General features: G+C 44.3%; 15 protein-coding genes. 3 read left to right on the top strand and 12 right to left on the bottom strand.

What is annotated here, in order from left to right; translation table 11 throughout:
* Positions 1-34: 34 nt before the first annotated feature.
* The 5 genes from trxA to MD536_RS12100 all read right to left on the bottom strand — a co-directional run bounded on the left by trxA (position 35) and on the right by MD536_RS12100 (position 3,127).
* Entirely contained in the window at positions 35-328 is a 294-nt protein-coding gene (gene trxA, locus MD536_RS12120; protein ID WP_239599814.1) for a thioredoxin, read from the bottom strand.
* A gap of 5 nt (positions 329-333) precedes the next feature.
* Positions 334-585, bottom strand: a complete 252-nt coding sequence (locus MD536_RS12115) for a hypothetical protein (protein WP_239599801.1) — start codon at positions 583-585, stop codon at positions 334-336.
* 64 nt (positions 586-649) lie between these two features.
* Positions 650-955, bottom strand: coding sequence for a rhodanese-like domain-containing protein (locus tag MD536_RS12110; protein WP_239599799.1), 306 nt, complete (start codon positions 953-955; stop codon positions 650-652).
* Positions 956-995: 40 nt separating this feature from the next.
* The gene (locus tag MD536_RS12105) at positions 996-2,411 is read right to left on the bottom strand and encodes an MBL fold metallo-hydrolase (protein ID WP_239599798.1); all 1,416 of its coding nucleotides are present in this window, start codon (positions 2,409-2,411) and stop codon (positions 996-998) included.
* An 80-nt stretch (positions 2,412-2,491) separates the two neighbouring features.
* Complete coding sequence (locus tag MD536_RS12100; protein ID WP_239599796.1) at positions 2,492-3,127, bottom strand: Crp/Fnr family transcriptional regulator; 636 nt, start codon at positions 3,125-3,127, stop codon at positions 2,492-2,494.
* A gap of 65 nt (positions 3,128-3,192) precedes the next feature.
* On the opposite strand from MD536_RS12100, the gene rnhB reads away from it, so the two are divergent.
* A complete protein-coding gene (gene rnhB / locus MD536_RS12095) occupies positions 3,193-3,789 on the top strand; it encodes a ribonuclease HII (protein WP_239599794.1) in 597 nt (198 codons plus the stop codon).
* On the opposite strand, the gene MD536_RS12090 is transcribed toward rnhB, so the two are convergent.
* Complete coding sequence (locus tag MD536_RS12090) at positions 3,790-4,404, bottom strand: L-threonylcarbamoyladenylate synthase (protein ID WP_239599790.1); 615 nt, start codon at positions 4,402-4,404, stop codon at positions 3,790-3,792.
* Between the two features lie 29 nt (positions 4,405-4,433).
* Between MD536_RS12090 and MD536_RS12085 the strand changes: the two genes are divergently transcribed.
* Complete coding sequence (locus MD536_RS12085) at positions 4,434-5,300, top strand: cupin-like domain-containing protein (RefSeq protein ID WP_239599781.1); 867 nt, start codon at positions 4,434-4,436, stop codon at positions 5,298-5,300.
* A 299-nt stretch (positions 5,301-5,599) separates the two neighbouring features.
* On the opposite strand, the gene MD536_RS12080 is transcribed toward MD536_RS12085, so the two are convergent.
* From MD536_RS12080 to MD536_RS12070, 3 genes are all read right to left on the bottom strand, one after another.
* The gene (locus MD536_RS12080; RefSeq protein ID WP_239599780.1) at positions 5,600-6,643 is read right to left on the bottom strand and encodes a 2-oxoacid:ferredoxin oxidoreductase subunit beta; all 1,044 of its coding nucleotides are present in this window, start codon (positions 6,641-6,643) and stop codon (positions 5,600-5,602) included.
* Positions 6,644-6,710: 67 nt separating this feature from the next.
* Complete coding sequence (locus tag MD536_RS12075; RefSeq protein ID WP_239599779.1) at positions 6,711-7,799, bottom strand: lipase family protein; 1,089 nt, start codon at positions 7,797-7,799, stop codon at positions 6,711-6,713.
* 1 nt (position 7,800) lies between these two features.
* A complete protein-coding gene (locus MD536_RS12070) occupies positions 7,801-8,670 on the bottom strand; it encodes an META domain-containing protein (protein ID WP_239599778.1) in 870 nt (289 codons plus the stop codon).
* 202 nt (positions 8,671-8,872) lie between these two features.
* Between MD536_RS12070 and MD536_RS12065 the strand changes: the two genes are divergently transcribed.
* Positions 8,873-9,886, top strand: a complete 1,014-nt coding sequence (locus tag MD536_RS12065; RefSeq protein WP_239599777.1) for a LacI family DNA-binding transcriptional regulator — start codon at positions 8,873-8,875, stop codon at positions 9,884-9,886.
* A gap of 85 nt (positions 9,887-9,971) precedes the next feature.
* Here MD536_RS12065 and MD536_RS12060 read toward each other — a convergent pair whose 3' ends face one another.
* The 3 genes from MD536_RS12060 to MD536_RS12050 are packed head-to-tail and all read right to left on the bottom strand — an operon-like array spanning position 9,972 to position 12,998.
* Entirely contained in the window at positions 9,972-11,222 is a 1,251-nt protein-coding gene (locus MD536_RS12060; RefSeq protein ID WP_239599776.1) for a DUF2264 domain-containing protein, read from the bottom strand.
* Between the two features lie 3 nt (positions 11,223-11,225).
* Positions 11,226-12,569: an alpha-L-fucosidase gene (locus MD536_RS12055; RefSeq protein ID WP_239599775.1), complete on the bottom strand. Its 1,344-nt coding sequence runs from the start codon at positions 12,567-12,569 to the stop codon at positions 11,226-11,228.
* 60 nt (positions 12,570-12,629) lie between these two features.
* Positions 12,630-12,998 carry a carboxymuconolactone decarboxylase family protein gene (locus MD536_RS12050; RefSeq protein WP_239599765.1) on the bottom strand — a complete coding sequence of 123 codons (369 nt, stop codon included), beginning with the start codon at positions 12,996-12,998 and terminating at the stop codon, positions 12,630-12,632.
* Between the last annotated feature and the right edge of the window lie 73 nt (positions 12,999-13,071).

Raw genomic sequence — 13,071 nt, 5'->3', positions numbered from 1 at the left:
AGATCAATTAATAGTTACGATTTGAATTTATTGTTTAGACTGAGCTTAAAACATGTTCTATCTGACGCGCTTGTACAACGCCGCTCTGGCGCCATTTGACTTCTCCCTTTTGAAAAACCATCAGCGTGGGTACTCCCTGAATATTAAACTGACGGGCCGCATCGGGATTTTTATCCACGTCCACTTTTACAATGGTAACCGCATCACCCAGTTTGTTTTTCACTTCTTTGAGTATGGGGGCCATCATTTTACAAGGGCCGCACCATTCTGCAAAAAAGTCAACCAGTACGGGTTTCTCAGAATTGATGAGTTCCTGAAATTTATTCATGGTACTTAGTTATCTGATTTTACTTCTTCAAATTGGATGGAAGTTCCGGTAGCCTTATTGCCTGAGTTTCTCCTGGGCATAGGTGCACAATAACCGCCTGCACAACATCCGAATCCAAACACTGCCATTGCTGTCAGAAAAATTCCTGCAACGCCAAGTATCAATTCCTGTTGCTGCACCGCAGCCACCAGCGCATACACCCCAATACCCAATCTCAACCACCGCATGAAATTCCAACCCCTTACTACTCTTTCCATTTTTACTAGTTTTTTAATCCTCCTTCTTCCATTCCACCCTTTTCCATTCCCCCCTCTTCCATGCTCACAACTTCCCCTGCAAGCTGTTCCATGCCCCACCATTATACGCTTCAATACCAGCTGCTTTCAACTGGGAAACCGCCATAGCGCTTCTGTTTCCAGACCGGCAAACAGCAATGATTGCCTTTCCTTCTTTCTTCAGACTGTTCAACTGCTTGTTGAGGATGTCCAGCGGAATGTTTACAGATCCCTTTACGTGTCCGGATTGAAATTCACCAGGAGTTCTCACATCCAGCACAATTGCTCCGGCTTCTTTGAGGGCTTTAAAATCTTCAGCCGGCCCAAACATTGATTTAAAAATATTCATCATAATTTTTCTTTTTTACATTTCACTTCTCACATCTCACATCTCACAGTAACGTACTCGGACACACATACTCCGTCACTTTCAACTTTTCGCTCTCTTTGATTGCTTTAAATCCACCTTTTACATCAATCAGGTTATCATATCCTCTTGCACGCAGAATGGAATTAAAGATCATGGAACGATATCCTCCTGCGCAATGCACATAATAGGTTTTGTTTTTATCTACTTTGAGCATGCTTTCATTAACATAATCCAATGGTGCATTCTCCGCATGCTCAACATGCTCACTCAGGTACTCACTGTTTTTGCGCACATCCAGGATATGTACATCCTCTTTTGCGGCAATCGCAGCCAGTTCTTCAGCAGTAATAGACTTAATACGATCCACTTCCTTACCTGCTTTCTCCCAGGCTTCAAATCCACCTTCCAGGAAACCAATGGTATAATCATAACCCACACGGGCCAGTCGGGTAACCACTTCTTCTACGCGGTTGGGTTCTGCCACCAGGAGGATCGCCTGTTTTACATCCGGAACAAGGGCACCTACCCAAGGGGCAAAGTTTCCGTCAATCCCTATATTGATAGAGTTAGGTACAAATCCTTTTGTAAACACCTGTGGATCACGGGTATCCAAAATCAAAGCACCCGTTTCATTCGCAGCTACTTCAAACGCCGCAGGTGATAAGGCATGTTGGCCGCGCTCCAGCACTTCATCAATGCTATCATAACCCTCTTTATTCATCATCACGTTCAGTGGGAAATAAGCCGGAGGAGGCATTAGGCCGGTCGTTACTTCTTTTACAAATTCTTCTTTTGTCATATCCGCTCTCAACGCATAATTGGTTTTCTTCTGATTGCCCAATGTATCCGTTGTTTCCTTACTCATATTCTTTCCACAGGCACTGCCGGCACCATGGGCAGGATATACGATGATATCATCCGCCAACGGCATGATCTTGTTTCTCAAGGAATCAAAAAGTGTTTCAGCTAATTGTTCCTGTGTCATGTGTGCTGCTTTTTGCGCCAGATCAGGCCTGCCCACATCCCCAATAAACAGGGTATCACCTGAAAACAGTCCGATATGTTTTCCCTGGGCATCTTTTAACAGATAACAGGTACTCTCCATCGTATGGCCAGGTGTATGGATAACTTTGAAAGTCAGTTTACCCACTTTAAATTCTTCCCCGTCTTTAGCGATATACGCATCAAAACTGGGATTGGCATTCGGTCCGTATACAATCGCGGCTCCGCTTTTCTTTGCCAGATCGATATGACCGCTTACAAAATCAGCATGGAAATGGGTTTCAAAAACATATTTGATGCTGGCACCATCTGCTTTTGCACGTTCCAGGTAGGGTTCTACTTCGCGAAGCGGATCAATCACCACTGCCTCTCCTGCACTTTCAATATAATAAGCACCCTGTGCCAGACATCCCGTATATATTTGTTCGATTTTCATGTTGCTATAATTTGGCTGTTACGAATACAAATTTGATACTAATTAAAGCCCTGGTCTATGACTTTTGTCACATTGTTCCACTAGCTCAGGTGAATCACTTCTATTGAGTTTCGCTGCAGCTTCACCTTGCCCAATTGTTCCATTTTCTTTAACAATCGGGAGATCACTTCACGGGATGAATTAAGCTCGTCCGCAATCTCCTGGTGACTGATGGGGATGATCTTTGAGCCCAGGGTCTGGACATGTTTTTTCAGGTAAAATTCAAGCCGTTCGTCCATCGCCCTGAACGCAATATGATCAATCGTAACAAGCAGTTCTTCAAACCGTGCGCGATAGGTCTCCAGCACAAAATGGTACCAGGATTTGTACTTGCCCATCCATTCGTCCATATACGCCAGCGGAATACTGATCACCTCGGTATCTTTTACTGCCTTAGCCATAATCTGGCTGGTTTCCTGCTTCACAGCACATACCATACTCAATGCACAGGCCTGCCCAGGCTGCAGGTAGTACATGAAAAACTCGTTCCCCTGGTCATCTTCCCGGTACACTTTTACGAGTCCCTCTACAATCAGCATGGTACTTTTAAAATACTGCCCTGTGCGCATCAGTTGCTCCCCTGCGGTAAAAGAGCGGATTTCACTTTTTGCTTCTATATCGTCGATCAATTCCTTTTCGAAAGTTGGAAAATGCTCCCTGATTTCAGTTGCTGACATATTTCTGAGTTTTTGTAAACCAATAAAAATACGACAAAAGATTCTTTCTATTTTTGAGTCTGCAGATGCTTAAAAACTACTACCAGACGGAATTATTGGAAGCCGGAATAGATGAAGCCGGACGGGGTTGTTATGCCGGCCCGGTATTCGCTGCAGCAGTTATCCTGCCTTCCGATTTCTATCATCCCTTACTCAACGATTCCAAACAGGTAAAGGAAAAAGACAGGTATGAATTACGTGCATTCATCCAGGAAAAAGCATTGGCCTGGGCTGTAGCATCCGTGGAAGAAGCAGAGATCGATCGCATCAATATTCTGCAAGCTACCTGGAAAGCCATGCACCTCGCTATTCAGAACCTGGGCACAAAACCGGAACTTCTGCTCATTGACGGAAATCGCTTTCGTTCTTTTTCGGATATTCCTCACCGTTGTATTGTCAAGGGTGATTCCCTCTATGCATCAATAGCTGCCGCAAGCATTCTTGCCAAAACCTGTCGCGATGATCACATGAACCAATTACATCATTCTTATCCGCAATACGGCTGGAAACAAAATAAAGGGTATGGTACAAAAGTTCATCGTGATGCCATTCTGCAATACGGACTCTGTGAATTCCATCGTAAAAGTTTCCAGATCAATCCACTGATCCCATCCCTATTCTGATCAATCTGATTCGGACCATTCTCCTGCTCCCTGGCGAACCAGTTCCGGTGGATCCTGTGTGCAGTCTATGATAGTGGAAGGAGTCCATCCTCCAATCCCCCCATCTACCACTACATCAACCAGCTTGCTGAAATTGCTCTGCATCATTTCCGGGTCGGTATATTCTTCTACCATTTCCCCGGGCAGAGAAGCACTTAAAATGGGATGTCCCAACTCCCGAACGATGGTACGGGCTATATTGTTATCGGGTACACGAAGTCCAATGGTATCTTTCCGGCTTTTTAATATTTTTGGGACCTCTTTACTGGCCGGAAGAATAAAGGTATACGGACCAGGTAAATGACTTTTCAACAAACGATACAGCGGCGTGGAGATGGATTTGGTATACTGGCTCAGATCACTCAGGTCGTAACAGATAAAGGATAACTGTGCTTTGGCAGGATCGACCTGTTTGATCCGGCAGATACGTTCAATCGCTTTAGGTTGAAAAATATCACAACCAATACCATAAATCGTATCGGTTGGATAAATGATGATCCCTCCCTCTCGTAAAGTATCAACAATGGTCCGGATCGCCCGCGGTTGCGGATTATCAGGATGCACATGAATAAGCATATTCTAAGTTAAGAAGAAACACCAGACCTATGTTATTGAAATCAGTTGATGTTTGGGATTCAATCAGCCCGGATGAGTTTAAAAAACTGTATTACAACAAAGGAATCCCTGTTGTTATCAAAAAGCTTTCGCATCAATGGCCTGCTTATCAGAAATGGAACTGGGATTATTTTAAGGATGCTGTGGGTTCCATAAAAGTAGGAGTGTACAATAATAGCAAGAGCGATGCCCGAACCCCCATCAATACAGCAGACGATTATATGCTTTTTGGCGATTACATCGACCAGGTAAAACAAGGCCCGGTTGAACTACGCATTTTCCTGTTCAATCTCTTTACCCATGCACCCCAGTTAGTAGAGGATTTTTCCTGGCCGGATGAATACCTGAAAGGATTTGTGAAGCGATTTCCCATGTTGTTTGTTGGCGGGGAAGGCTCCGTTACTCATATGCATTTTGATATTGATATGTCGCATATTCTGCATACCCAATTTGTTGGCCGTAAGCGTGTTTTGCTGTTTCCATACAACCAGCATCGGTATATCTACCGCAAACCCTGGGAAGTATTGAGTTTTGCCAACTTTGAAAAGTATTATGACCCTGCTTTATCCAAATTGAACCTGGAGGAGTTTCCGCTACTAAAAAAAGCAGCCGGATTTGACCTGGTACTTGAACACGGCGATACACTCTTCATGCCAGCTGGTTACTGGCATCATATGGAATACCTGGAGAGTGGCTTCGCGATGAGTCTCCGCGCTTTGCAACAGTCCCTGGAAGGCAAACTACATGGCGCCTGGAACCTGTTTGGTATGAGAAATATTGACACGCTGATGAAAAAAACAGTACCGGACTGGTGGTATGCGTTCAAAAGAAAGAAAATAGCTAATTTTTCAGATTAATTTTTGCGTTGTATTGCTTCAGGCTTTAATTTTAACCAGTCTTTTAGACATTTTAACTGATTATCCAATTCCTGCGACTCCAATCCCTGCCTTTTCTCTGTATCGTTGCGAAGCTTGCCTTATCCTGACAAAGCCATCTGATTGATTACTCCCTTTATTTATTGTGTGCAATCCGTTTGCATACCAAATTAGATTATTGAAAACCCATATATAACCTCTTTCTTTTTGTGGTTTCAGAGGTAAGCACAGGCCGGCGATTTCCATCGCTGGCTTATTTTTTATACTATATAATAGACTGATTATTGAATGGTCCAAACTTCTGAACCACGTAACAGGCGGTCAAGATCACCGCTACCCTTAAGCGAAATTGCCTCTTCAATCTGCATTGCCATTATATCTTCATAACAGGCACGATCCGTTTCATAGAAAACGCCGAATGGCCTTGGCATATGTCCTTCAATCCGGGGATCATCAAAGAGACGAACCAGGATCTGGGCTTTGTAAAAATCTCTTTCATCATGAATCCAGCAATCCTCGGCACTGAATCCTTCATTCAGGTCTACCAGAACAGGTTTCAATCCATCCAGCTTTATGCCCTTGTCTTTATTTGCGCCAAACAATAGCGGCTTACCCTGTTCCAGGAAAAGGGCCTGCTCCTGTTTGGTTGATTTCTCAGTAAAAATTTCAAAGGCACCGTCGTTGAAAATATTACAGTTCTGGTAGATTTCCAGGAAAGAAGAACCTTTATGTGCATGACTGCGGATCAGCATTTCCTGTAAGTGCTTGGGATCACGATCCATGCTCCGGGCAACAAAACTGGCATCCGCACCCATTGCCAGGGCAAGTGGGTTAAAAGGATGATCAATTGACCCAAATGGCGTACTCTTGGTAATTTTATGCTCCTCCGAAGTGGGCGAATACTGCCCCTTGGTCAGACCGTAAATCTGGTTGTTAAAGAGCAGGATATTTACATCAAAATTGCGGCGCAACAAATGGATGGTATGATTCCCTCCGATACTCAATCCATCCCCATCTCCGGTTACAATCCAAACACTCAGTTCCGGGCGGGTAGCCTTTAATCCACTCGCAATGGCAGTGGCTCTGCCATGAATGGAATGCATTCCATAGGTATTCATGTAATAGGGGAAACGGCTGCTGCACCCAATGCCGGAGATAATGACAATATTTTCTCTTGGAACACCAATTCCGGGCATCACTTTCTGCACCTGGGCCAGGATAGAATAATCCCCGCATCCGGGGCACCAGCGCACTTCCTGGTCTGTTGCAAAATCTTTGGGTGTCAATCCCGGTATTGGTGCCGGGGCCGCTTCAATTGTACTCATATCCTCAAATAATCCGCAAAGTTAGGTTTTTCGATCCATCCACCCGTCGGGTACCCGACGGGTAAAATCAAGGAAGTTTATGTAGCAGGAAAAGATAAGGGCTGTGCAGGTGATGCACAAACATATCCGTTTCACTATCCTGCCAGCGCGCCCTGTATTCTTCATCCGGATGCAATACGATAGTAGTACCTGTTCGAACGTAATGATTTGAATTATAATATCCTGGAGCCTGGAATCCATTCAATTTTTTTCCTACTATTTTGGAAGTATGTTTACCCAGGTATTTCTGGTAATTCCGCTGCGCCCGAATGCTAGGCTTACTCAGCCGGTTGTAAACATATTTCAAGACCAGTTTATCCGGAAATTTCTGCTTCCTGATCAGGGATTTGGCATTGGTAAAAGGATTAGTTGTGTTGAAATCCTGGATCGTTTGTATAGAAAGTGGAACCTCCGGCACCCAGTCGGCCGCATTCACCACATTAAATGCCCATCCCCCATAGGTCATGGCTTCATAATCATACGCGAAATACAGATTACCAGGTTTTGGTCCGGCACTGCAGTAGGTTTTAAAACGTATATCCGCCGGTAATTTCCCCGATTGTTGCAAACTGTATAAATGGGCCGTCAGCAGATACGCAATTCCTCCCCCCTGGCTATGCCCCATAATCAGGATATTTTTAGTACCCGACCGGTAGGTTGAATCAAGTTTTGGTAAGATATCCCGGACCAGGTAGCCGGTTGCCAGCAACCAGCCCACATGAACGGCCGCCTGGGGATGTGAGGCCAACTGGTAATCAAAATTATATCCTTCCTCCAACTGGAGCGCGCCCCTGGCAGGAACCATGGCTGCATAAATATTCGCAAGCCAGCTATCCATATTGGTGGTGGTACCTCTTACACTGATCACCGCCTGCCCATTGTTGTCTGTCCATAAATCCCAAAGATTTTCCAATCCCATCACAGGCGATTCATATACCATCTGAAAACGCTGAGGCTCCGGGAAAGTATCGGCATAGGCTTTTGCCTTTGCTGTTCGAACTGAAACTTTTAGCAACTCCTCATATTCTGCCTTATCAAAACCGGCTTGAAGCGATTGGGCAGGTAGTTCAATAAAAAACAGCAGCAATCCTGCTAGCCATACACTATGTTTTGCCATATTATTTGTTTGTAACAGACTGGAATAATGCCAGATTAGAGCCATCCTTTTGCAGGTATAACACATTGTTTACAATCTTCCATTGATTTACTTCAGCAAGTGTTTTCAGGAAAATTGCTTCCTGCTCCATATCCGGACAAGCCATTTTGGTACTGGCAATTGCCCCAAATTTCAAACCCCTGTTTTCCAACAATTCAACATTGCCGGTAATCCGGTTACAACCACCTTTTCCTGAAACCCTGCCAACCTGACCAGGTGTAAAGAGTATAAAAAACTGACCCCGCTTGGCTTCCTCTATGGAGGCACCATTCAGCTCTTTTAACTCCCACCGGTACATATACAACACTTCACTACCCTGTTCCACCTGGATTGGGGTGTTTGATGCACCCGTACTGGAAGCAGCATTGGGTTCATCACAATTCACTTCCTTTAATTTAATCCCGGATCCAAAGGAAAGTTGAGTCCTGTTGACAAAACGCAGTTTTCCATCCACTTCCTCACTGGCACCGTATCCTTCTACCAATAAACTATCCTGTTTAATAAATACAACCTGGCGGGATGATAAACTTCCCTCCGACTGATACATATAGTCAAGTAATAATGTATCGCCAAACCATTCTCCGTTTACAGAACCTTCGTTTCTGTCTTTACCGCGTATGGCATAGAGCAATTCACCAGACACATCAGTACCAACCAGGTCAATACGTAGACGGATGGAATCCGTTCCAACTGCATTTTCATAACAGTAATGATTAGTGGAAGACTGAATACTGTCAATCAATGGCACGCCACTGCTCACTGATTGGTCTGTAGCATTGTTACAACTGACCAGTATAATAAATGCACTAGAAATCCGGAGAAGCTTTCTCATATGTTATAAGGTTAAACTGATTTAATATTTGATGTTGGAAATACTATGTGTAAGAAGTAGCAGTCAGGTTGAAATAAGTTCATTTTGTAAAAAATTTACTGCTGCTATCAGAGGCGAAAAACCAGGAACAATATTACAATTTAAACCGCCTTCGGTTTCGTTTATTTATGGTTATTTTTAGGATTCGAACCCACTTCCAAACATGAGTAAGGTACCAACGATCAAAGAAATTGCCAAACAGCTGAAAATCTCGGTTTCAACTGTCTCCCGCGCCTTACATGATCATCCCAGTATCGGCCTGAGAACTAAAACCAGGGTGCAGGAACTTGCGAGGGAATTAGGCTATGAACCCAATCAGACCGCTATTTTCTTCAAACAACGAAAAACCTTTACAATTGGCGTAATTCTTCCTTACCTGATTGAAGATTTTTTTGCAGGCGCCATCAGTGGTATTGAAGAACTTGCCATGCAGCATAAATACAATGTGCTGATCGGACAGTCCCAGGATAATGTAGAGCGGGAAATAGCCATTCTAACTGCAATGAAAAACCAGCGGGTTGACGGCATCATTGTTTCTCTTTCCAAACACACCAAGAACCTGGATCATTTTGCAGTACTTGAAAAATATGGAATTCCTGTTGTTTTCTTTGACCGCGTACCAGCCTCCAACGCTTATAACAAAGTTGCTTTTAATATGCCCCAGGGTACACACCAGGCAATCACCTACCTGATGGAAAAGGGGCATCGGCGGATTGGTATCATTAATGGCCCGAAAGAAATGAAATCTTCCAAGGAAAGAACGGATACCTATATGGAAGTGTTGCAGAAAAAACGACTTAAAATTGACCTCACCCTGGTTGCCTATTGCAATCTCACACGCGAAGGCACAGCCGAAGCAATGGAGAGTCTGCTTAGCCTGAAACAGCCACCCACAGCCGTTTTGGCGATCAATGATTATGTTGCACTGGATGCCATTCAATACTGCAAATCCAAAAAAATAAAAAACAATAAGGATATCTTTTTCGTCAGTTATGCCAACCTGCCTATCACGAACTACCTGGAAAGTCCCCCCATGGCTTCTATTGAACAATACCCCCGAAAACAAGGCATCAAGGCCGCTGAAATTTTGCTTCAGTTAATCGAAGCACCGGAAGACCAGCAACCTGCACCTCAAAACATACTTATAGATGGTGAACTGGTGGAGCATAAAAGGTGAGTATGGAAGGGGAGGAATGGAGGAAAAGAGGAATGGAGGAATGGAGGAAAGGAGGAACGGCGACAGGAAGAAGAAAATGGAATAGTTAAAAATTGACCGCATAATCTTTATTGAAGGGTTGCCCTGACCAGGCTTTTCGGGAGGTCCAGTCTTCCGCTGGGGCTGTCCAGAATGCATGATCCGCCGGTAAGCCGAGGTGAAGAAATCCTAAAGAAGTCAGATACATACTTCCTGAATTAGAATAAGAATCAGCGATAGCAGGTTGATGGCCTGCAAACCCCAATCTCAGATAACCCTTGTCTGAAAAATTCCCCTCCACTCCAAACATACGATTTGCAACAGCCGACAAAGCGGCTCTTACCTGCCCTTTCGAAACCCCATCCGGCAATTGATCCATTAGTGCCAGCTGTGATAGTGGTTGGAATGCCCCCAACCGATACGTGATCGACCTTCCAAATGCAGGAAATGTTCCCTCAGGAGAAATCAACCGCTCTAAGAATGTAGAATAGCGCTGCATTCTTTTAAGTTCAAGCCTATACTTTTCTTCCATTTGTTTTCCCTGTACCTGTAATACGGAAAGGATATCCAGTAACATCGGATGGATCACATAACTGTTATAATAATCGAAATGAAATACCGGTCCATCTTTAAACCACCCGTCTCCGGCATACCATTCCTCATGTTTACGTAATGCAAAATCTATTCGGGAAGGATCGTATGCTTCTCCAATTGAAAACAAAAATGTTTCCAGCATCGCAGCAAACAGCAACCAGTTGTTATACGGAGTTTTTACCCTTCGAAGAGATATAAAATGTTCGATATACCGTTTTTTGGTAATGCTGTCCAGCGGCTCCCAGGTTTGTTTGGGTGCCCGAAGAAAACTATGGGCAATAAAAGCCGCATCTACCAGTGGCTGTCCTTCTTTATGCCAGGTCAGATAATCCTTGGCAGCAGGATTAACAGCGTGAGTATGCGATTTCAACAGAAGCTCCAATATTTTAGTACGCAACTTTCCCTCCGGTGTCTCATCCTGAGGCAGGGCCAGCCAGGGTGTGAGCCCTGCTATCAATCGTCCAAATGCTTCCATATAGGCCACCGTTTTATCACGACCATCCCAGGCAGGACTGTATTCTAACTGCATACTTGCCTTTAACTGTCCCCTGCTCATTGGATCGAGTATGGGAATAGCTATTTTAGTTAATAATTCATACCAGAAAACCCTGCTATCTGAGAGGACAGGCCCATCAGCTACCCTGCCAGGCACCATCTTTTCTGGAAAAATCCATCCCAGACCCAGCAAAGAGGCTGTTTGCAGAAATTTTCTTCTTGCAGTCATTGCTTAACGCAGTTCTATCTCTATAACTTCATCTGCACCATCAAATGAAATTCCTTCGGATTGTAGTATCAACCCTTCCGCCTGCTGCTTAAACTTTACCGGCTCTCGATTGATAAATACCTGTACCTGCTTTACTTTCTCTTTAAATCCTGGTAACAGTATCATGTTTCCATAGGGCTGTTTGAAAACATGCAGATAAATTTTTCTGCCCTTCTGTGTGCTCACTCCCCAGGGCTGCGGCGCTATCGGCCCCCCACGTGTTCCATAAATGGTTTCACCATATTTCTCCAGCCATTTTCCTGCTGCAGCCAGGGTATCAGTAAACTCCGGTTGTATTTGCCCGTTAGGCATGGGACCTACATTCAACAAGAGATTGGCATTTCTTCCCGCAGCACCCACCAGTAATTGAATCACCTGGCTTACTGTCTTATACTTTCGGTCTGTAATATTATATCCCCAGGCACCATTGATGGTTTCACAGGTCTCCAGCGGTACTTCCTGCGAAGCTTCCTGGAAACTCAAGCCCGATTTATTCTCACCGGGTAAATCCCGTTCAAACATCTGGAAATCTTCTCCAGGTAAGGGAGTCAGGTGATGATTATTCCCAATCATACATTGCGGTTGAAGGGAATGAATCAATCCATATATCTCTTCATAACGCCAATCTATACGCGAACTCCTGTCATGTGCTCCTTCCGGATTGGTCTGATCCCAATGCCCATCAAACCAGATTGACATAATCTCTCCATAATTCGTCAGCAATTCGGTGAGCTGGTTCTTCATAAACTGCAGGTAAGATGCATAATTTCCCTTTCCGGTACGCCCTGTTCCTTGTCCGGTACGGCCGGTTTCATGCGGATAATCATCCCGGTACCAGTCAAGCGTGGAATAATACAAACCCAGCTTAATCCCTTCCTTTTTACAGGCAGCCGCCAGTTCTTTCAACACATCCCGCTTAAAGGGAGTATTGGTGATTTTCCAATCCGATTGTTTGGTATCCCAATTGGAAAATCCATCGTGGTGTCGTGTAATGAATACGATGTATTTCATCCCGGCATTCCTGGCTGTCTGCACCCACTTATCCGCATCAAACTGTGCGGGATAAAATGCCGGCAACAATCGTTTGTAATCTTCTACCTTGATATTCCGGTTATTCATTACCCACTCTCCATCGCCCAGCATGCTCGACAAACCCCAATGGATGAACAATCCGTATTTGTTGTCCTGAAATGTTTTTCTGGCTTCCAGGTTGGCTGGAGCAGGCGTATACACCTGGGCTTGCAATGAAATACACAGGGCAAGCCCGCCTATACAGGCCGAGAATTTCGAAAGGACTGAAACTGGCATCAGAATATCGTTTGTTGCCCTGAAATTAAGGGTAATTTCAACGGTATCCGGGTAGCGATCTTATTGGTTTTTACCTGATCCTTCTGATGCTTTCACCAACTCCTCCCAATATTCAGCGGCTCTCCGGGTATGCGGAATTACAATCGTACCTCCAACAATATTGGCTACCGCAAATACTTCATATACCTGCTCCGTGGTTACCCCGAGCTCGAAACTTTTTCCCAGGTGATATTTTATACAGTCGTCACAGCGCAATACCATACTGGCTACCAATCCCAGCATTTCCTTGGTTTTCTTATCCAGCGCCCCCTCATCGTAAGTATTGGTATCAAGATTCCACAGTCTTTTCATTACCAGGTTATTCTTACTGAGGATGACCTCATTCATTCTCGTCCGGTAATCATTAAATTCCTGAATTAACGTACTCATACATTTTCTTTAATTTGGCAAATGTAGGAAGGCAAAAAAAAATTAAGGATATTGAGCCTTCTTGAAGTTTACC

It is taken from the genome of Flavihumibacter cheonanensis, from assembly GCF_022352215.1.
Taxonomy (GTDB): domain Bacteria; phylum Bacteroidota; class Bacteroidia; order Chitinophagales; family Chitinophagaceae; genus Flavihumibacter; species Flavihumibacter cheonanensis.
This window is presented reverse-complemented; position numbering and strand designations above follow the sequence as displayed.